The organism is Streptomyces sp. NPDC053755 (assembly GCF_040677675.1).
Lineage (GTDB): Bacteria > Actinomycetota > Actinomycetes > Streptomycetales > Streptomycetaceae > Streptomyces.
In genome coordinates this window covers 111330-131738 of record NZ_JBFASK010000012.1, presented here as the reverse complement: position 1 = coordinate 131738, position 20409 = coordinate 111330, and the positions used below count along the sequence as shown (strand labels likewise).

Sequence of the window (20409 nt, the reverse complement as noted above, 5' to 3'; positions counted from 1 at the left end):
CGGGCCGGCGCGCTCTATGCGAGAACGTCACGGAAAAGCCTTCTCCCCGTTACGTCCACGTCCGCGCTCCCGTGCCACTCTCCCGATGACACGAAGTCAACACGCGTAGAGCGCCGCCCCGTCCCCACGGGGGCGGCGCTCCGGCGCGTGCCGTCCCCGGGAAAGGGCCCCCCATGTCCGTTGCGCAGACAGGCAGATGGAAGGTGTGGACGGCCGGCATAGCCGCCACCCTCGTCGGCCTCACCCTTCCTTCGGTCACCGCGTCTCCCGCGAGCGCCACGACCACCGCGTACGACAGCACGTACTACAAGAACGCGATCGGCAAGACCGGCACCAGCCTGAAAAGCTCGCTGCACACCATCGTCAGCAGCCAGACCAAGATCTCGTACGACGCCGTGTGGAACGCGCTGAAGGCGACCGATCAGGACCCCGGCAACAGCGCCAACGTCCTGCTCCTGTACAGCGGCACCTCGCGCAGCAAGACCCTCAACGGCGGTGACGTGGGCGACTGGAACCGGGAGCACGTGTGGGCCCAGTCCCACGGCGGCTTCGGCACCTCCGCGGGCCCCGGCACCGACCTGCACCACCTCCGGGCGGCGGACGTCCAGGTCAACAGCATCCGGGGCAACAAGGACTTCGACAACGGCGGCAGCCCGGTCAGCGGCGCCTCCGGCAGCTACACGGACAGCAACTCCTTCGAGCCGCGCGACGCCGACAAGGGCGACGTGGCCCGCATGATCCTCTACATGGCCGTCCGCTACGAGGGCGACGACGCCTGGGCCGACCTGGAGCCCAACGACTCGACCACCAACGGCAGCGTGCCCTACCACGGCCGCCTCTCCGTCCTGAAGCAGTGGAACGAGCAGGACCCGCCGAGCGCCTTCGAGGAGCGCCGCAACAACATCGTGTACGCCACCTACCAGGGCAACCGCAATCCCTTCATCGACCACCCGGAGTGGGTCGAGGCGATCTGGTAGACCCGCCGGGAACCCGCGCCGAGCTCCCGGCGCACCCCCGGGGGCTCGGCCGTCGTCCGTCGTTCCGCAGGGGCCCGGCTTGACTGTCGTACGCCTCGGCGGGTAGTCAATGGCCTGCGCCTGTTCAGGGGCGGAACGGGGGACATAGGGATGAAGCCACTGGAACCGGGGGATCCCGCGACGGTCGGTGACGGGCGCTACCAGCTGACGCACCGGCTCGGTCAGGGCGGGATGGGCGTGGTCTACCTGGGCCGTTCCCCGTCCGGCCGGGCGGTGGCCGTGAAGGTCGTCCGGCCCGAGCTGAGCACCGAACCGGGGTTCCGGCGCCGCTTCGCCGACGAGGTGGCCGCGGCCCGACGGGTGGGCGGCTTCCACACGGCCTCCGTGGTCGACGCCGACCCCGAGGGGGATCCCGCCTGGCTGGTGACGGCGTTCGTGCCGGGCCCGACGCTGGCCGCCGTCCTCGCGCGCGTCCGCTCCCTGCCGGAGGACACCCTCACGGTGCTGGCCGCCGGGCTCGCCGAGGCGCTGGAGGCGATCCACCGGGCCGGTGTGATCCACCGCGACCTCAAGCCGGCGAACATCATCGTCGCCGAGGACGGGCCCCGGGTCATCGACTTCGGCATCGCCCGGGCCCTGGACGGGACGACGCTGACCCGGACCGGATTCCAGGTGGGCACCCCCGGATTCCTCTCTCCCGAACAGCTCACGCGCGGCACGGTCACGCCGGCGGTGGACGTCTTCGCCCTGGGCGTGGTGCTGGCCCAGGCGGCGGGCGGCTCGCCGTTCGGCGACGGGCCGTCCGCGGCCCGCCTGTACCAGGTCGTGCACGAGGACCCGGACCTCACGGCCGTCCCCGACGGGCTGCGCGCGCTGGTCGCCGACTGCCTCGCGAAGAACCCGGCGGACCGGCCCACCCCGGCGGAGTGCCTGCGTCGCCTGACGGTCCGCCACCGCGACGGCGGTGCCTGGCTCCCGGACGCGGCGACCGCCCTGCTGCCCCGCCGCGACCCGGCGCCGGAACCACCGCGCACGCCCGTCCTCGCGGACGACCCGCGCTCGCCCGCGCCCGCCACCGACCCGCGCACGCCTGCCGTCGCGGAGGATCCCCGTACGCCCACCACGCGTCCCCAGACCCAGCCCCAGCCGCAGATGCGCCTGGAGAAGGCGGAGCCCGGACAGCGCGCGTCCGAGCCACGTGAGCCGGCGGCCGGGCCCGGGCTGCCGCAGCCGGTACGGGAGCCGGAGCCGCCCCAGCCCGTACGGACCGGGCCCGAGCCCACCGAAGCACGACGAAACGCCTCCCTGCTCACCGAACCCGTCCGGATCGCCGACGAGCCCGCCGTCCCAGGGCCGGGCCGGCGCCGCGCCGTCCCGGTCGCGATCGGTGTGCTGGCGGCACTCGCCGTGGCCGGTGTCCTGGTGTGGCAGCCGTGGTACGGCCGGTCCGAGGGGAACGACAAGGGCGGCGGGGCCTCCCCGTCCCCCTCCGCCACCCCGGCCCCCTTCCCGTCCCAGCCCATGCTGATCCGGCAGGACACCGCCCCGGGCTGGCCGGGGAAGTGCCACGGCGTCATCGCCCGCCGCGATGCGGGTCCCGGCGAAGCCGTACGCCTGTTCACCGACGACACCTGCTCGATCCTCCCCCAATGGTCCCCGGACCGGCGCTTCATCGCGTTCACGAGGGTCACCGCCGACGGCGCTGCCGTCTGGACGGCCAACGCCGACGGCACCAACCCGCGGCGGCTCGCTTCGATCGCCGGCGGCCGGGTGTCCTGGTCCCCCGACGGGACACGACTCGCGGTGCTCCGCAAGGTGAGCGGAGTCCAGCAGCTGTTCACGGTGGAAACCGCCGACGGGACCGCGAAGCAGGTGACCACCGGCTCGACACGGGTGGAGGACCCCGCCTGGTCGCCGGACGGCAAGCGGATCGCCGTCTGCGTGGAGGCCGGGAAGGGCAACTGGCAGATCCACCTCGCGGATCCGGGCGCTCCCGGAACCGCCCCGCGGCAGGTCACCCGGCTCCCGCACCAGGCGCTGGACCCGGTGTGGTCGCCCGACGGGCGCTCCTTCGCCTACACGGCCGGGGCCTACGGCAAGGGCTCCCAGGGCGACATCCGCGTGGTCGGCGTCGACGGCCGGGGCGACCGCGCCGTGATCGCGACGGGCGCCCACGAGATGGACCCCACGTGGTCCCCGGACGGTGCCTGGCTGGCCTTCGTCCGCGGCCCCTACGCGAAGCCCTGGATCTGGGCCGTCCGCGCGGACGGCACCGAGCCCCGCTCCCTGACGGCGGGAACCGCCGCCGAGGGGCACCCCAACTGGCGCTGACGTCCCACCAGCGGGGCGACCGGCCGGCCTTCGGCGGCCTTCGGCCCGGTCGACCCCATCCTCGCTTTTGGTCTGGACCTGTCCGGGGAGGGGCGGCAAGCTCTGCGTATGGACTTGGAGTTGCGGCACCTCAAGACGATCCGGGCCATCGCCGACGCGGGCAGTCTCACGCGGGCCGCCACCGCGCTCGGGCTCGCGCAGCCCGCGCTCAGCGCCCAGCTCAAGCGGATCGAGCGGGCCCTCGGCGGCATGCTGTTCGAGCGTGGAAGGGACGGTGTGCGGGCCACCGCGCTCGGTGACCTGGTGCTCGAACGCGCCCGCGTGGTCCTCCCCGCCGTGTGCGAGCTGCAGGAGGAGGCGGTGCGCTTCGCCCGCGACGGAGCGGACGGCTACCGCCTCGGCGGTACGCACGGCCCGCTGCTCGGCGGGCTGGTCGACCGGCTGGCACGGACCGAACCCGAGGCGGCCGTCACCACGTACACCTCGTGGTCGGAGCGCGACATCGCCCGCGCGGTCGGCGCGGGGCGGCTCGACTTCGCCCTCCTCGGGGTCTGCGGCGAGAGCAGCCCCTTCGACGCCGACCGGCTGACCTGGACGGAGGTCGCGCGCGACCCGGTGTACGTGATGCTCCGCACCGGCCACCCGCTGGCCTGCCGGGCCGAACTCGAACTGGCCGAACTGGCGGGGGAGGCGTGGACCGACGTCCCGGGTGACGGCTGCTTCGGGGACTGCTTCGCCGCCGCGTGCGTACGAGCCGGCTTCACCCCCGCCCGGGTGTACGAGACGGACACCGCCTCCTGCGTCCACCTCGTCCAGGTGGGGCGTGCCGTCGGCCTGTGCCGTGCCTCCTTCCCCGCGACTCCGGGCCTGGTGACCCGCCCTCTGGCAGGAGCCCCGCTCGTCTGGCGGCATCTGCTGGGCTGGCACCCCGACGGGCGCGCGGCCGGCCGGGCCCCCGCCGTCCTCCGGCACACCCGGGACGCCCACACCGAGGCCCTGGCGCGCAGCGCCTGGCACAGCCCCGGCGACGGGCCCGTCGCCGCCCGGGACGACCGGCACGACAGGGCGCTCGCGCGGGGGCTCGTCTTCTGACGGAGCCGGGCACCCCTGAGCCCCCGGCAGACGGCGGCCGCGGCCGCGCCGGCTCGTCCTCTCACGGAGCCGCGGCCGAGCGCCCGCGCGTCAACCGGCGCGCAGAAAGCGGCGGACGGCGGCGAGGGCCCGGGCCCGAGGCTCTCCCTGGCCGGCGCGCGCGGAGCGGGGGCCATAACGCGATGCCAGGGGAGGAACGGCATCTGCCGTACGCCCTCGGCACTCCCTACGGTTCCGGCAGAACCCCCACCGAGACCGAGGAGACATCCCCATGCTCCGACGACACGCTCGCGCGGCGTGTACCGCCCTGGCCGCCGCCGGTTTGGCGCTGGCCGGCCTCCAGGCCGGGTCCGCCGCCGCGGCCCCGCCGAGACCGACCGACAACGAGGTCCGCACAGCCGCCGCCGGCCAGGCGTCGGCAGCGCCCGTCCGCTCCGCCGCCGACGCGCTCGGCGCCGCCGCGGCCCAGCCGGAGCTGCTGCGCGCCCTCCAGCGCGACCTGGGCCTGACACCCGCTCAGGCCCGGGCCCGTCTCGCGAACGAGGCCGAAGCCGGGGCCACCGCCGCCCGGCTCCGCCACGGCCTGGGCACCGCCTACGCCGGGGCCTGGGTCGGCGGCGCCGACGCCGGCACGCTGACCGTGGCCACCACCCGTGCCGCCGACACGGCCGCGATACGGGCCGCCGGCGCCGACGTCCGACTCGTCCCGCACAGCCTGACCGCCCTGGAACAGGCCAAGGCGACCCTGGACCGCGCGGCGACCGCCGGAACGCCGGTCCGCTACGTCGACGTGCGTGCCAACGCCCTGGTCGTCGAGGAGGCCGCGCCCGGAGCGGCCGCGCGACTCCTCGCCGACACCGGAGTGCGCCGGGACCTCGTGCGGGTCGTCCGGACCGCGCAGGCGCCCCGCCCGCTGTACGACATCCGGGGCGGAGACGCCTACTACATGGGCGGCGGGGGCCGTTGCTCCGTCGGCTTCGCCGTCACCCGGGGCACCACGCAGGGCTTCGCGACCGCCGGGCACTGCGGCCGCGCCGGTACGGCGACCAGCGGCTACAACCAGGTCGCCCAGGGCAGCTTCCAGGGCTCCGTCTTCCCCGGCAACGACATGGCCTGGGTGGCGACCAACACCAACTGGACCGCCGTTCCGTACGTCAAGGGCGCCGGCGGTGCCAACATCCAGGTCACCGGCTCGGTCCTGCAGCCGGTCGGCTCGTCCGTGTGCCGTTCGGGCTCGACCACCGGCTGGCACTGCGGGACGATCCAGCAGCACAACACCAGCGTCACCTACCCCGAGGGCACCATCTCGGGCGTGACCCGCACGACCGTCTGCGCCGAACCGGGCGACTCCGGTGGCGCGTACATCTCCGGCAGCCAGGCGCAGGGAGTGACCTCGGGCGGCTCCGGCAACTGCTCCAGCGGTGGTACGACCTTCTTCCAGCCGCTGAACCCGCTGCTGCAGAACTACGGCCTGACCCTGAAGACCACCGGCACCGACCCCGGCCCGGGGCCCGGAGAGCCCGAGCCGGGTGGCACGTGGGCGGCCGGCAAGGTCTACGCGGCGGGTGACGTCGTCACGTACGGCGGGGCGAGCTACCGCTGCCTGCAGGGTCACCAGGCCCAGACCGGGTGGGAGCCGTCCGCCGTCCCCGCCCTGTGGCAGCGTCTGTGACCCCTGGCCGCTGATGAGGTGACCACCGGCCGACGACGGGCGGGGCCGCGGCTCCCGAGCCACGCTCGGGGGATCCGCGGCCCCGCACCGGCCTGTCGGCGTGCGGCCCCGCTCGGCCGGGGCCCCGCACCGGCCCGCCCGGTCGGCGGGCCGTCGGCGCGAGCGTCTCAGGGGGAGGGGCCTTCGAGCAGGCGGGTCGCCCGCTCCGTGAGCAGGTGCAGCGCGTTGCGGCCCTGGCGCTGTGTCGACACCAGGCCGGCGCCGCGCAGGGCTCCCAGATGCTGGGAGACCGCGCTCGGGGTGACACCGAGGCGGGCGGCCAGGGCCGGCGTCGTCAGCCGCACCCGCGCGACCGACGCCGCGGTGAACCTGATCTCGACCGCCATCCGTCCCCATCATGTAGCAGTAGCCGAACGATAGGCCGTCCTGTCGGTCCACCCGCAGGCTGAACGGCATGAACCTCTTCACGTCCCGCGACGGAACCGAACTCGCCTACCACGTGCGCGGGGACGGTCCCGCCGTGATCTGCCTGCCCGGGGGGCCCATGCAGGGCTCCGCCTACCTCGGCGACCTCGGCGGGCTTTCCGCGCACCACCGGCTGATCATGCCGGACCTGCGGGGGACCGGCCGGTCCGCACGGCCTGCCGACCCCGCGTCGTACCGCTGTGACCGGCTCGTCGCCGACGTGGAGGCCCCGCGCGAGCACCTCGGCATCGACCGGACGGACCTGCTCGGGCACTCCGCCGGGGCGAACCTGGCGACGCTGTACGCGAGCCGCCCCACCCGGAACGCGTCGACCGGCTCCTCCTGATCACGCCGAGCGTCATGGCCGCGGGCGTGACGATCAGCGGGGAAGACCGCCTGAGGGCCGCGCGACTCCGGGCGCACGAGCCCTGGTCCGCGGGCGCCTTCGCCGCCCTGGAGACGATCGTCGCCGGCCGGGCGACCGCCGACGCGTGGCGGGCCATCGCCCCGTTCGCGTACGGCCGCTGGGACGACGCGGCGAGAGCCCACCGGGCGGCCGAGGACACCCAGCGCAACGCGCAGGCCGCGGAGATCTTCGCCGGGGCCGGAGCCTTCGACCCGGCCACCACCCGCACGGCACTCGGACGGCTCGTGTCGCCCGTCCTGGTCCTGGCGGGTGAGGCCGATCCGGCGGCCCCTCCCCGCGCCATGGCCGAACTCGCCGCACTCTTTCCGTACGGCACGGTGGCGGTCCAGCACGGCGCCGCTCACTTCCCCTGGCTCGACGATCCGGAACGCTTCGTGGCGACCACCCGCGCCTTCCTGGACACTCCGGAGCCCGCCGGGCCATCCGGCTCCCGGGCGCGCACCCCAGAGGCGCGCGCCGCCGGCCGCCGGATCCCCGTGCCCGGTACCGGCCCCGTGGAACAGGCGCGTTGACGCCCCGCGGCCGAACCGCCCGATACGGCCCGCGACTCGTCCGTCAACCGAGGCCGTCGCGGCCCGTGCGTGTTACCTACGGGTAGGGAATGATGGCGGGCGACCATCAACACGGCTGGGACTGGGGTAGCGGTGACGACTTTCGACGAACGGACCACGGTGCACGCCTTCCGGGACGACGCCCTGGGCGAGCACGACGCCGTCGGTCTCGCCGCGGCGATCCGCAGGGGCGAGGTCGGCGCCGCCGAGGCGGCCCGGGACGCGGCCGAGCGGGTGCGGCTGGTCGAGGCGCGCCTTCGCGCGGTCCAGACGCACGTCGACGCTCCGGTGCCCGCTGCGCAAGCGGGCGGCGCCTTCTGCGGCGTGCCGACCTTCGTGAAGGACAACACCGACTTCCAGGGGCTGCCCACCGGCCACGGCAGCGCGGCCTTCACCCCGCGGGCCGCGCGGCGGCACGCCCCGTTCGCCCGGCAGCTCCTGAGCAGCGGGGTCACCGTGCTCGGCAAGACCCGGCTCCCCGAGTTCGGGTTCAGCCCGACGACGGAGTACGAGACCGCCGAGCCCGTGCGCAACCCGTGGAACACCGGCTGTTCGGCGGGTGGTTCGTCGGGCGGCAGCGCGGCCCTCGTCGCCGCGGGAGCGGTGCCGATCGCGCACGCCAACGACGGCGGCGGGTCGATCCGGATTCCCGCCGCGTGCTGCGGACTGGTGGGCCTCAAGCCGACCCGGGGACGGGTCGTGGCGAACGCGCAGAGCCGGCGACTACCGCTCGACATCGTCTCCGACGGCATCGTGAGCCGTTCCGTGCGGGACACCGCCGCGTTCCTCGCCGCCGCCGAGACGTACTGGCGCAACCCGAAGCTGCCGCCGGTGGGTCTGGTGGAGGGCCCCTCGGACCGTAGGCTGCGCATCGGCTTCCTCGTGGACTCGCCGAACGGAGTCCCGACCGACGCCGCCACCCGGGAGGCGGTCACGCGGACCGTCGCGACCCTCGAACGGCTCGGCCACGCCGTGACACCGGTGGACCTGGACCTCGACCCCCGCTTCACCGGCGACTTCCTCGTCTACTGGGGGATGCTGTCCTTCCTTCTCGGCGTCACGGGCCGGACCCTCGGCGCGGACTTCGACCGGCACCGTATGGACGGCCTCAGCCGGGGCCTGCGCGAGGCGTACGTGAAGGAGTGGCGGCGCACGCCCGGCGTGCTGCGGAGACTGAAGCGCACGCGGGAGGCGTACGCGGCGGCGTACCGCGGGCTCGACCTGGTCCTCAGCCCGGTGCTCGCCCACACGACGCCGCCGATCGGTCACCTCGGCCCGGACGTGCCCTACGCGACGCTCATCGAGCGGATCCTCGCCTATGTCGCCTTCACACCGGTGAACAACGTCGTCGGCACTCCCTCGATCTCGGTGCCGGCCCCGACCGCGACGGAGGGCGGGCTGCCCGTCGGCGTGATGTTCTCCGGCCGCCCCGGCAGGGAACGGGACCTGCTGGAGGTCGCGTTCGAGCTGGAGGCCGACCGGCCCTTCCGGCGGATCCAGGACGTGTGATCCCCGGCCGGAGCCCGAACTCGGGGACGGGCCGGGTCATGTGCCGCGCAGAGGGTCGAGCAGGGCCCCGGGGTTGAGGACGTGCGCCGGGTCGAGCACGGCCTTCCCGGCCCGGAGGGCGGCGGCGAAGAGGTCGGGGCGCTGCCGGTCGTACCACGGCCGGTGGTCGCGGCCCACCGCGTGGTGGTGCGTGATGGTGGCGCCGGAGGCGAGCAGCGCCTCGGAGACCGCCGCCTTGATCTCGTCCCACTGCTCCACTGTCCTGCCCCACGAGCCCGTGGCGTAGATCCCGAAGTACGGCGCCGGACCGTCGGGATAGACGTGGGTGAACCGGCAGGTCACCACGCCGGTGGCGCCGACCCGGCGCATGGCGTCCCGGGCCGCTTCCTCGACGGCCGCACGGAGGCCGTCGTACCGGTCCCAGGTGCAGGCGGTCTCGAAGGTCTCCACGATCATGCCCTGGGCCGCCAGCGCGTCGCGCTGGTACGGCATCCGCAGGAAGGACGAGCGCCAGGTGTCCGCCGCCCCGCCGCGCGCGGAACGGTCGGCCGTGTCCGTGTGGCGCGGCGGCTCGGACAGGGTGCCCCCGTGATCCCGGCAGAGTTCGAGGGCGCGTTCCATCCGGGCGGTGACGGGGTGGTCCGCGGACTCGAAACCGAGGACCAGGACCGCCGTCGGGGAGCCGGCGTTGAGAAACGCCTCCACGGGGTCGAGGAGGCGGCAGTTGGCGGGGTGGAGCCCCGACTGGGACAGCGCCCGCACGGCGTCCACACCGTGCGCGTGGTCCGCGAAGCCCACCGACGCACCCGCTCGCCACCGGGGACGGTCCTGGAGCCGTACCCACGCCTGGGTGATGACACCGAGCGACCCCTCGGAGCCGAGGAACATCCGGTCCGGGGATGGGCCCGCCCCCGACGCGGGAAGCCGGCGGGACTCGACGACCCCGGCGGGGGTGACGACCCGGAGCGACTCGGTGAGGTCGTCGATGTGGGTGAGCGCCGTGGCGAAATGTCCACCGGCCCGGGTGGCCAGCCAGCCGCCGAGCGTGGAGAACTCGAAGGACTGGGGGAAGAACCGGAGCGTGAACCCCTGCGGTCTGAGCTGGTCCTCCAGGTCGGGCCCGAGCACCCCGGCCTGGACGAGCGCGGCCCGGCTGGTGCGGTCCACCTCCAGGACCCGGTTCATCGAGGTGAGGTCCAGGCTGACCGTCCCCGCGTAGTCGTCCCCCACCCGCGGTTCGACGCCTCCCACCACCGAGGTGCCGCCGCCGAAGGGCACGACCGCGACGCCGGCGTCGCCGCACCAGTCCAGCACCTGGACGACCTCGGCCTCGCGGGTGGGCCGTACGACGAGGTCGGGCACGTGCGGCAGTGTTCCCAGCAGCGCCCGCACCACGTCCCGGAACGCCTGCCCGTGGCTGTGAGCCAGCCGGTCGCGGACGTCGTCGGAGACGATCGGCGCCAGGGCCGACGGCGCCTTGATCCGGCTCGCGGCGGTGCCGAACGACTCGACGGGCGGTGCCTCGTGCACGGTCGGGTCCGCGCCCGGCAGCAGTTCCGCGACTCTCCGGGACAGCGCTTCCCGTTCCCGGCCGACCACGGCGTCCTCGGTGTTGCCCCAACCCCACCATGAGCGCGTCATGCCTCGCATCGCCCGGCACCACCGATCTGAACGCTGGGTAAATTACCTTTCGGTAAGATTCCATAGGAGGGATCCGTGAGCAAGCACGAGAAGCAGGGGCGGCAGGGGGCGCGGGAGAGGGCGACGCGCGCCGCGGGCACGAAGGGCATGCCCCGCAAGGAGCGTGAGCTGCTCATCCTGGACGCGGCGGCGGAGGAGTTCGGGACCAAGGGCTACGCACGCGGGTCGACGGCGGTCGTGGCGGCGCGGGCCGGGATCAGCAAGCCGATGATCTACGAGTACTTCGCGTCCAAGGACGGCCTCTACCTCGCCTGCCTCGACCGCGCGGGTTCCCGCCTGGTGGCGGCGGTCGCCGCCGCGCAGGAGGGGCCACCGGACCTCACCCGCGCGGCCCGCACCATGGAGGCCATCTTCCGGGCCATCGAATCGCGTCTGCACGACTGGGAGTTGGTCTACGACACCACCGTGCCGTACGAGAGCGGCCTCCACGCCGCCGCCGCCACCTACCGGCGGGAGCTCAACCGCATGGGCGCGGCAGGCGTGGCCGATGTCCTCGGTGCCTCCCGGGCGACCCGACCGCTCGACGCCGACCTCGTCACGCACCTCTGGTACGGAACCGTGAGCTCTGTGGTCGGCTGGTGGCGCCACCACCCCGAGCAGACCGCCGAGGAGATGAACGCGCGCTTCCAGCGCGTCCTCGCCGCCCTCTGCGCCCCCGGCGGCGAGGGAGGGTGCTGAGCCGGTGAACCCCGGTGGCACCGGCCGGGGTCGCCCGCCCCGAAGGGCGGGCGTTCGGCGCTGGGGGAGCGCTCAGGGACGCAGGCCGACGAGCAGGGCGGAGGTCGCCGCGCGGTCGGCGGGCCCGGTGTTCCAGTCGGCGTTCATCGGGCTGATGGCGATCCTGCCCTTGCCGACGGCCTCGACGTCCCCGCCCTTCGCGGCCGGGCGTAGGTCCACCTTCACGCCGACCTTCCAGGTGCCGTCGCCGGAGTCGGTGAAGTCCAGGTCCAGGAGCGTCTGCGGATCCTGGAAGGTGGTGGTCACGCCGGCGGCGGTGCCCTTGCCGTCGGGGCCGACGACGGGGTGGTTCACGTTCAGGCCGACGCCCTCCGGCAGCAGCGGTCCGGACTTCGCCCGTACGCGCAGCCGGTCGATGAGCTTGACGGCGAAGTCGAGCGTGGGGCCCATGGCGTTGACGGTGGTGACGGGATCGGGCACCGAGATCCCGCCGGTGCTCAGGGCGATGGCGGGCACCGAGGACTCCACGGCCGTGAGGGCGCCGCCGACGGTGCCGGAATGGGTGGCGAGGGCGGCGACGTTCGGCCCGAAGTTGGTGCCCGACACCACCAGGTCCGGGGCGCGGTCCGCGAACACCTCGGAGAGGCCGAAGGCGACGGAGTCACCGGGAGTGCCGTCGACGGCCCAGACCTTCGGCGCGGGGTGCTTCACCGTGAGGGTGGGAGCGCTCGACGTCTTCGTACCGGTGCCGCTCTGGTTGGTGAGCGGGGCGACGATGGTGACGTCGTGCCCGGCGGCGGTGAGCCGCTCGAACGCCTTGCGGATGCCGGGGGCGTCGTAGCCGTCGTCGTTGGTGAGCAGGATCCGCAGCGGTGACGCGGGGGTGGGGGACGGGGCCGCCTGCGGCGAGGCGACGGCGGGCGCGGTGCCCGCGAGGGCCGCGGCGCACAGGAGCAGCACGGCCGGGGGCAGAACGAGCTTGCGTCTCACGGGTATCTCCTTGGGGGAGTGGTGCGGGAACAGGGAATCGGTGATGCGGTCCGTACGGGGCCGGGGCGACGGTGTGGCGGGCGAGGTGCCCTCGGGGCGCGGAGGCTCCGTGCGCGCACGCGTGCGGGAGGCGCGGGGGGTGCGGTGGGGCGGTGGAGGGTGGGGCGCCGGGAGGCCGGCGGGTGCGCGACCCTCGACGCGCACCCGCCGGAGTACGGTCGGCGGCCGCCTCGGCGCGGGCCACGAGCGGCGGCCCGTCGGGGGTCAGCGCACGCTTCGGATCGGCAGGATGGCGAGCGCGCCGATGAGGGACAGCGCGCCGCCGGCCAGGAACAGCGGGGTGTACCCGCCCAGAGCCGTGACGATGGCGGAGGCGACGAACGGGGCGATGATCTGGGGGCCTGCGTTGGCGATGTTGAGAACGCCCATGTCGCGGGCCGCGTCCTCCGCGCGGGGGAGGACCAGGGTGACCAGGGCGGTGTCGACCGCCATGAAGCAGCCGAAGGCGAGCCCGTTGAGCGCGCTGAACACCAGCATGCCGGTCCATGACGGGCTGACCACGGGGATGACCATGACGAGTCCGGCCAGCGCGGCCGATACGCCGACGAACACCTTCCGGCGGTTCCAGCGGTCGGACAACAGCCCGCCCACGATGGTGGACAGCGCCACGGCGACCATCGACACCGGTGTCAGGACGGCCATCGCCGCGGGCGGGGTCAGTCCGCCGGGCAGTGCGATGTGGTCGCCCAGGATGTACAGCTGGTAGCCGACGACGGAGAAGTACCCCAGCACCATCAGGGCACGGCCGATGAAGGCCCAGCGGAAGTCGTGGTTCGCCAACGCCGACAGGAACGCGGCGAGGGGGGATCCCTTGGGCGGCTTGGCGGCGGCGCCGGTGCCGGTGCCGGCGCCTTCTCCGGCGCGGGGCGTGTCGCGGCAGAGGAGCGAGAGCAGCAGGGCGGCGGCCGCCACGATCGCGCCGAAGAGCAGGTATCCGGTGCGCAGGTGTGTCGCGGTCTGCGAGGCGAGGAGCACGCCGACGGTCCCTCCGATCGGCATGCCCAGACCCACCAGGGCGGACGCCGTGCCGCGACGGGCGGCCGGGACGCGGTCGGGCACGATCGCCGTGACCGCCGCCTGGTAGGTGTTCATCGTGGCCTGGACCAGGCACCAGCCGATGCCGACGAGCAGGGCGGTGGACACGCTGCCGAGGAAGGCCAGGGCGAGCAGCGCACCGAGGGCGCCGCCCAGGATCCAGGGATTGCGGCGGCCGCTGCGGTCGGAGAGGGCGCCGGCGATCGGGTTGAAGGCGGTCGCGAAGATCGCGCTGACACCGCCGATCAGGCCCAGGACGGCGACCTTGTCATCGGGGGCGATCGCGGCGACCTGGGTGGGCAGGAGGACGGAGCCGACGCCCATGTAGACGGCCATCATGGCGGAGTTGGCGACCAGCAGCAGGAGCATGAGCCCCCTCTGGCGCGGGGCATCCGGCTCCGGGGGAGCGGAGGCGGTGGCGGTCGTGGCGGGTGGGTCGACGGGATCGGTGAGTTCGTTGGTGGCCATGACGGCTCCTCGGGGGACGGGCGGGGAGATGGCGGGGCGCGGGGCCGGGCGGGTGCCGAGCGGTGGGGCGCCGCCCCGGATCCAGGGCGGCGGTACGCGGGTGAGGGGCGCCGAACGAGCGGTCGCCGGGGCGGTGGTGTCACCGGTCGCCCCTGCGGACGGCTGCCGGTGACACGATGTTGTTACACGTGTCACCAACGGCGCTGGGACACTGTGTAGCACCCATTTCCGGCCTCGGCCAGAGTCTGCGCAGGATCGGCGGGCAGCTCGTGACCGAGGGGAATACTGCGAGGCGGGCACGTGTAACCACCCTGCGAGCCGACTGACCGGCGCAAACGGGTCCCGCCCGGAGTGGCTCGTGTAACGTGCGAGGAAGGGAAAGCGCGTACAGATTCGGCCCGTACACAGGAACCGGGTGCGCAGGCACCGCGCACACGCCGCACGCATCGCGAGGAGCGTCGGGAGACGTCATGGCAGAAGCCCAAGGCCGGCCCGCCTCGATCACCAGCTCCGACGTGGCACGTCTCGCCGGGGTGTCGCGGGCCACCGTCTCCTTCGTCCTCAACGACACCCAGGGCCATCGGGTGAGTGACACCACCCGCGCTCGCGTACTCGAGGCGGCCGACCGGCTCGGGTACGTCCCCCACGCCGCGGCCCGGTCCCTGCGCGCCGGCCGCAGCGACCTCGTGCTGATGCCCGCGTCCGTCTCCGCGATGGGCCGGCTGGTCAGTGACTGGGTCGACGACCTGCACAGCGCACTCGACCGCCACGGATACACGGTCGTCCTCCACGCGGGCCGCTTCGCCGACCCGCTGGAGGCCGCCCGTGCCTGGGCGGAACTCCGGCCGGCGGCGGTCGTCGCCCTCGACGGAGACCGCCTCTCCCCGCAGGCCGCCGACCTACTGCGGCGCGCGGGCGTGCGCGGTCTTCTCGCCTTCGCGTCCCGCCCCCTGCCCGGCGTTCACACCATCGCCTTCGACCACGCCCGTATCGGCGCCACGGCCGCCGAGCACCTCATCGCCCGCGGCCGGACGCGCATCGGCGTCGTGATGCCCCCGGAGCGGGGCCTCGACGCCTTCGCCCGGCCGCGTCTCGCGGGAGCCGAGACGGTCGCCGCCCGTCACACGGCCACCGTGACCCCGCTGGAGCTCGCCTACACCCGGGAGTCGGCGACCGCGCTCGCGCGGCGCTGGGCGAGCCTGGGCCTCGACTCCGTCTTCGCCTACAACGACGAATACGCCGCCCTGCTCCTGCACGCGCTGCGGGCAGAGGGCCTCGCGGTGCCGGACGAGGTCGCGATCGTGGGCTCCGACGACCTGGTCCTCTCGGCGTACCAGGAGCCTCCGCTCAGCACGATCCGCCTGGACCTGGCGTCGCCCGCGCGGATCGCCGACGCCCTGCACGAACTGATCGAGACCGGTTCGGCCCCGAGGCTTCCCCCGACGGAGGTCGTGCTCGTCCATCGCCGTACCTCCTGACCGCCACCGTGCCGCCCGTTCGGAACGGCCGGGCGGAGGCCGGCCACGCCAGCGCCGGACGGAGAGCGGCCACCCCGGGGCCTCGCGGGGCCACCCAACGGCCCGGGCCCCAAAGCCCGGCTGGGGCTGCCGGCGCGGTCGCGGCCACCCACCGCCCCCCGGCCCCCGCGCCCGGCCGGGAGGTCCTACGCCGTTTCGGCCACGCTCGCGGAGAGGGCGTCCTGGGCGGCCCGTTCGGCGGTGTCGCGGTGCTCGGTGCCGAGATGGATCCGGGTGCGGCGGTCGAGGAGGTCGGAGGTGGTGAGGGCGCCCTCGTGGTGGACGGCCCAGTGCAGTTCGGCCACGGTCGTGGGGTGGTCGGGCGTGACGGGCCGGGCCAGGTGCGGGTGGCGCCGCATCAGGGCGTGCAGGGCGGGGGCCTCGGTGCCGTAACGCTGGACGAGGCGGGCCGGGGCGTCCAGGTGCGCGAGTCGCCTGGGGGACGACGCGCCGACGAGGGGGACGGAAGCGGTGCGGCATGCGGCGGCCGGGAGGCGGTGCGTGGCGACGGCCCGGTCGAGGGCGTCCTGGGCCATGCGGCGGTACGTGGTGAGCTTGCCGCCGACGATGGTGGTGACGCCGTCGGGCGAGGTGAGCACGGCGTGCTTGCGGGAGATGTCCGCGGTCCGGCCGTCGGCGCGCGTGGTGTCGAGCAGGGGCCGCAGGCCGGCGAAGGCCCCGATGACGTGGCCGCGGTCGATGGGGGTGTCGAGAGCCGTGCCGAGGACGTCGAGGAGGAAGCCGATGTCGGTCTCGGGGGCCTCGGGCACATCGGGAACCTCGCCGTCGAGGGGTTCGTCGGTGAGGCCGACGTAGGTGCGCCCGTCGTGCTGGGGAAGGACGAGGGCGAAGCGGTTGGTCTCGCCGGGGATGGGGATGTGCAGGCCGGCGGTGAGGTTGCCGAGGTCCGCGGAGCGCAGCACGAGATGGGTGCCCCGGGAGGGCCGGAGGCGGATGTCGTCGACCAGGCCCCCCGCCCATACGCCGGTGGCGTTGACGACGGCGCGGGCCCGGATGCGCAGCTCGGCGCCGGTCGTCTCGTCCCGTACGAGCGCCCCGTCGCCGGTGAGGCTCAGGGCACGGGTGTGGGTGAGGACGCGGGCGCCGTGCGCGGCGGCGGTGCGGGCGATGGCCGTGACCAGGCGGGCGTCGTCGGACAGTTGCCCGTCCCAGGACAGCAGCCCGCCGCGCAGCCCGGTGGCCCGCAGGGTGGGTGCGAGGTGGCGGGTCTCGACGGCGGACAGCGCGCGAGGGGCCGGCAGGGTGCCGCGCGAGGTGCGGGCGGAGGCGCGCAGCAGGTCGCCGGCGAGGAGACCGGCCCGGGTGAGGGCGGCCTGGCGCCGGCTGACCAGAGGGGTCAGGGGCAGCACGAAGGGCTGGGCGTGGACCAGGTGGGGGGCCGTGCGCTCCATGAGGACGCCGCGTTCGACGGCGCTCTCGTGGGCGACGTCGAGCTGACCGGTGGCGAGGTAGCGCAGGCCGCCGTGGATGAGCTTGGAACTCCAGCGGGAGGTGCCGAAGGCCAGGTCGTGGGCGTCGACGGCGGCGACGGTCAGGCCGCGGGTGGCGGCGTCCAGGGCGACGCCGGCCCCGGTGGCGCCCAGGCCGACGACCAGGACGTCGACCCGGATGCCGTCGGCGAGTTCGGCCAGCTCGCGGCCGCGGCGGCGGGCGTCGAGGGAGGATCCGTGCAGGGCGGGGATGCCCGCGGGGGCGATGGCGTTCACGGGGTGAGGGTCCTCTCCAGAAGGATGCGCAGTTCGCCGAGGAAGGCGCTCTCGTCGAGCCCGGGGTCGCCCTCGTCGGCCATGGTGCGCAGCGACAGCGTGAAGGACTGGACGACGAGGAGGAGCGAGCGGGCCTGGAGGTCGAGCCCGGCGGCGCGTACCGATCCGTCCTCGTGTCCTTGGGCGAGCGCGGTGCGCAGCAGGTTGAGCAGGGCGTCCTGGGTGGCTCCCCTGCGGTCGAGGATGTAGGGCAGGAGCAGCTCGGGGTCCACGTCGAGGATCTTGTGGAACAGCGGGTGGGCGCGGAAGGCGGCGGCGCCCGCGGTGAGCCCGTCGACGATGCGGGCGCGTGCCGGGCGGCCGTCGTCCGCGGGCGGCATGGCCCCGGCGGCGACGCCGATCCATTCACGGGTCATCAGGTCGCCGACCAGGGTGCGGACGTCGGGCCAGCGCCGGTACAGCGTCATGCGCGACACGCCCGCACGGCGGGCGACGTCGGTCAGGGTCGTGCGGCGTACACCGACGGCGAGGACGCAGTCGCGTGCGGCGTCGAGAACGGAATCCGTGTCCGAGTGGTTGTGACGAATGGGCGTCATCTGTCACAGTGTAATGCCAGAGCGGGGACAGCGTCAGTGCCATCCCGAAACACACCGTGAGGAACGACTCGACGTGGATATGTTGTGGAGCGGCTGGGGCGACCCGGCCAAGGCGGCACCCCTGCCCGACACGGTGACCGGCCTCCTGCGGGACCTGCTCGGCGTGACGCCCCGTGCGAGCGGCCCCTCGACCCTCGCCGACCTCGACGTCCCCGCCCCGGACCTGGCCGACGGCGCGCGAAAGGCGCTGGTGGCCGCACTCGGCGGCGAGGAGCGCCTGCGCGACGACGCCGAGAGCCGCGTCCGGCACACCCGAGGCAAGTCGACCCCCGACCTCCTGCGCATCCGCTCCGGCGAGGTCGACGCCCTGCCGGCCGCCGTCGCCCTGCCGGCCGACCACGACCAGGTGCTCGCCGTCCTGCGCGCCTGCGCCGAACACGGCCTCGCCGCCGTCCCGTTCGGCGGGGGCACGTCCGTCGTCGGCGGCCTGGCGCCTACCACCGAGCGGCCCTTCGTCGCCCTGGACCTCCGGCTCCTCGACAGGCTCCTCGACCTCGACGAGGTCTCCCGCACCGCCACACTCCAGCCGGGCCTGCGCGGCCCGCAGGTCGAGGCGCTCCTCAACGCCGAGGGCTGGACGCTCGGCCACTTCCCGCAGTCCTTCGAGTGGGCGTCCGTCGGCGGCTTCGCCGCGGCCCGCTCCAGCGGCCAGGCCTCGGCCGGGTACGGCCGGTTCGACGAGATGGTCCTCGCCCTCACCGTCGCCACGCCCGAAGGCACCCTCCAGGTCGGCCGCGCCCCCCGCTCGGCCGCCGGCCCCGACCTGCGCCAGCTGGTCCTGGGCTCCGAGGGCGCCCTGGGCGTCATCACCTCGGTGACCGTCCGGATCCGGCCGCTGCCCGCGGAACGGATCTACGAGGGCTGGCGGTTCCCCTCCTTCGCCGAAGGCACCGCGGCCCTGCGCCGCCTCGCCCAGGACGGCCCGCGCCCCACGGTCCTGCGGCTGTCCGACGAGACGGAGACCTTCATCGGGCTCGCCCAGCCGGACGCCATCGGCTCCGCCGGCACCCCGCCCGCCTCCGGCTGCATGGCCGTCGTGGGCTACGAAGGCACCGCCGAGGACACCGAGGCCCGGCGTGCGGCGGCCCGCGAGGTCCTGCTGGCCTGCGGCGGGGAGTACGCGGGTGAGGAACCGGGCGACCGGTGGGAGCACGGCCGCTACAACGCCCCCTACCTCCGCGACGCGCTGCTGGACGCCGGGGCGTTCGCCGAGACGCTGGAGACCGCCGCGTTCTGGTCCGCGCTGCCCGGCCTCTACACCGCCGTCCGCGACGCGCTCACCACCACGCTCACCGATGCCGGCACCCCGCCGCTGGTGATGTGCCACATCTCCCACACGTACGAGAACGGCGCCTCGCTCTACTTCACCGTGGTCTCCGCGCAGGGCGCCGACCCGGTCGCGCACTGGGAGCCCGCCAAGCGGGCCGCCAACGACGCCATCCTGGCCGCGGGCGGCACGATCAGCCACCACCACGGCGTCGGCACCGACCACCGCGACGGATACCTCCGGGAGGTCGGCCCCCTGGGCATCCGTATGCTCCAGGCGGTCAAGGCCGAGGTCGACCCCTCAGGCGTTCTCAACCCCGGCGTCCTCGTTCCCGTCCGCTGACCACCGTCCCGCCGCCCGGAGGCCGATCGATGCGCCACTTCACCGCCGTCGTCAACCCCACCGCTGGGGGTTCCAGCGGGACGGCGGGCCTGCTCCCGCTCGCCCGGCTGCTGCGGGAGCGGGGTGCCCGCTTCGACACCGTCTACAGCCGCAGCCTCGCCCACGCCCAGGAACTCGCCCAGGCCGCCGGGGCGGAGGGGCGGGTCGTGCTCGCCGTCGGCGGCGACGGCATGGCCGGGCGCGTGGGCGGCGCGCTCTCGGGGACGGACACCCTCTTCGGGCTCGTTCCCGCCGGCCGCGGTAACGACTTCGCGCGTGCCCTGGGCCTGCCCACCGAGGCCGCCGACCTGGCGGAGATCCTGCTCCACGGCGCCCCGCGGGCCGTCGACACCATCGAGGTGCGGTCCGCCGTGCACCCGGGCACCCACGTCCTGGGCAGCGTGTACGCGGGCGTCGACGCCGTCGCCAACCGGTACGCCAACACCTCGCGTCTGCTGCGCGGCGCCGCCTCCTACTACGTCGGCGGCCTGCGCGCGGTCGCGGCCTGGAAACCCGCCACGTACCGCATCACCGTCGACGGGGTCCCGCACGAGCGCTCCGGCTACACCGTGGTCGCCGCCAACTCCGGCTACTACGGATTCGGCCGGCAGGTCGCTCCCGGCGCGCGCGTGGACGACGGTCGGCTGGACGTCGTGGTGATCAAGACCGCCCCGAAGCGGCACTTCTTCGCCACGATGAACGAACTGAAGACCGGCGCGCACGTGCACCGGCCCGAGGTCGAGATCCTGCGCGGCCGCGAGGTGCGCATCGAGGCGGACCGCCCCCTGCCGTACGGCGCGGACGGCGAGGTGGACGCCACGCTGCCGGTGACGGTCCGGGTCTGCCCGGGCGCTTTGCACGTCCTGGCCTGACTCCGGGGGCGGGAGCCGGATCCCCCATGGCCG

The 20409-nt window shown here is 74.6% G+C and carries 15 protein-coding genes and 1 pseudogene; 10 read left to right on the top strand and 6 right to left on the bottom strand.

Going from position 1 to position 20409, the window contains the following annotated elements:
• Nucleotides 1-173: 173 nt before the first annotated feature.
• The 4 genes from AB0K65_RS14820 (at nucleotide 174) to AB0K65_RS14805 (ending at nucleotide 6072) form a co-directional block, all read left to right on the top strand.
• Nucleotides 174-977 carry an endonuclease gene (locus AB0K65_RS14820; protein WP_365716306.1) on the top strand — a complete coding sequence of 268 codons (804 nt, stop codon included), beginning with the start codon at nucleotides 174-176 and terminating at the stop codon, nucleotides 975-977.
• A gap of 150 nt (nucleotides 978-1127) precedes the next feature.
• Entirely contained in the window at nucleotides 1128-3308 is a 2181-nt protein-coding gene (locus tag AB0K65_RS14815; RefSeq protein WP_365716304.1) for a protein kinase, read from the top strand.
• A gap of 108 nt (nucleotides 3309-3416) precedes the next feature.
• Nucleotides 3417-4400: a LysR family transcriptional regulator gene (locus tag AB0K65_RS14810; protein ID WP_365716302.1), complete on the top strand. Its 984-nt coding sequence runs from the start codon at nucleotides 3417-3419 to the stop codon at nucleotides 4398-4400.
• Between the two features lie 271 nt (nucleotides 4401-4671).
• Entirely contained in the window at nucleotides 4672-6072 is a 1401-nt protein-coding gene (locus AB0K65_RS14805) for a carbohydrate-binding protein (RefSeq protein ID WP_365716300.1), read from the top strand.
• A gap of 167 nt (nucleotides 6073-6239) precedes the next feature.
• On the opposite strand, the gene AB0K65_RS14800 is transcribed toward AB0K65_RS14805, so the two are convergent.
• Nucleotides 6240-6458 carry an ArsR family transcriptional regulator gene (locus AB0K65_RS14800; protein ID WP_365716298.1) on the bottom strand — a complete coding sequence of 73 codons (219 nt, stop codon included), beginning with the start codon at nucleotides 6456-6458 and terminating at the stop codon, nucleotides 6240-6242.
• A gap of 68 nt (nucleotides 6459-6526) precedes the next feature.
• Here AB0K65_RS14800 and AB0K65_RS14795 point away from each other — a divergent pair.
• Together AB0K65_RS14795 and AB0K65_RS14790 are read left to right on the top strand one after the other, a co-directional pair.
• Nucleotides 6527-7476: pseudogene (locus tag AB0K65_RS14795) on the top strand (alpha/beta hydrolase).
• Nucleotides 7477-7608: 132 nt separating this feature from the next.
• Complete coding sequence (locus tag AB0K65_RS14790) at nucleotides 7609-9024, top strand: amidase (protein WP_365716296.1); 1416 nt, start codon at nucleotides 7609-7611, stop codon at nucleotides 9022-9024.
• Nucleotides 9025-9060: 36 nt separating this feature from the next.
• On the opposite strand, the gene AB0K65_RS14785 is transcribed toward AB0K65_RS14790, so the two are convergent.
• The gene (locus AB0K65_RS14785) at nucleotides 9061-10665 is read right to left on the bottom strand and encodes an FAD-binding oxidoreductase (protein ID WP_365716294.1); all 1605 of its coding nucleotides are present in this window, start codon (nucleotides 10663-10665) and stop codon (nucleotides 9061-9063) included.
• Between the two features lie 75 nt (nucleotides 10666-10740).
• Between AB0K65_RS14785 and AB0K65_RS14780 the strand changes: the two genes are divergently transcribed.
• Entirely contained in the window at nucleotides 10741-11403 is a 663-nt protein-coding gene (locus AB0K65_RS14780; RefSeq protein ID WP_365716292.1) for a TetR/AcrR family transcriptional regulator, read from the top strand.
• 72 nt (nucleotides 11404-11475) lie between these two features.
• Here the strand turns inward: AB0K65_RS14780 and surE are convergent, their stop codons facing one another.
• Nucleotides 11476-12393, bottom strand: coding sequence for a 5'/3'-nucleotidase SurE (gene surE / locus AB0K65_RS14775; RefSeq protein WP_365716290.1), 918 nt, complete (start codon nucleotides 12391-12393; stop codon nucleotides 11476-11478).
• A 264-nt stretch (nucleotides 12394-12657) separates the two neighbouring features.
• Nucleotides 12658-13956, bottom strand: a complete 1299-nt coding sequence (locus tag AB0K65_RS14770; protein ID WP_365716288.1) for an MFS transporter — start codon at nucleotides 13954-13956, stop codon at nucleotides 12658-12660.
• Between the two features lie 470 nt (nucleotides 13957-14426).
• On the opposite strand from AB0K65_RS14770, the gene AB0K65_RS14765 reads away from it, so the two are divergent.
• A complete protein-coding gene (locus AB0K65_RS14765; protein WP_365716286.1) occupies nucleotides 14427-15434 on the top strand; it encodes a LacI family DNA-binding transcriptional regulator in 1008 nt (335 codons plus the stop codon).
• A 185-nt stretch (nucleotides 15435-15619) separates the two neighbouring features.
• Here the strand turns inward: AB0K65_RS14765 and AB0K65_RS14760 are convergent, their stop codons facing one another.
• Together AB0K65_RS14760 and AB0K65_RS14755 are read right to left on the bottom strand one after the other, a co-directional pair.
• Nucleotides 15620-17200, bottom strand: a complete 1581-nt coding sequence (locus AB0K65_RS14760; protein WP_365716284.1) for a glycerol-3-phosphate dehydrogenase/oxidase — start codon at nucleotides 17198-17200, stop codon at nucleotides 15620-15622.
• Nucleotides 17197-17796, bottom strand: coding sequence for a TetR/AcrR family transcriptional regulator (locus tag AB0K65_RS14755; protein WP_365716282.1), 600 nt, complete (start codon nucleotides 17794-17796; stop codon nucleotides 17197-17199). The genes AB0K65_RS14760 and AB0K65_RS14755 overlap by 4 nt, the downstream gene beginning before the upstream one ends.
• A gap of 73 nt (nucleotides 17797-17869) precedes the next feature.
• Here AB0K65_RS14755 and AB0K65_RS14750 point away from each other — a divergent pair, with 73 nt between their 5' ends.
• Nucleotides 17870-19465 (top strand): FAD-binding oxidoreductase, encoded by a 1596-nt coding sequence (locus tag AB0K65_RS14750; RefSeq protein ID WP_365716280.1) that lies wholly within the window; start codon nucleotides 17870-17872, stop codon nucleotides 19463-19465.
• A 29-nt stretch (nucleotides 19466-19494) separates the two neighbouring features.
• Nucleotides 19495-20376, top strand: a complete 882-nt coding sequence (locus tag AB0K65_RS14745) for a YegS/Rv2252/BmrU family lipid kinase (protein ID WP_365716278.1) — start codon at nucleotides 19495-19497, stop codon at nucleotides 20374-20376.
• Nucleotides 20377-20409: the final 33 nt, after the last annotated feature.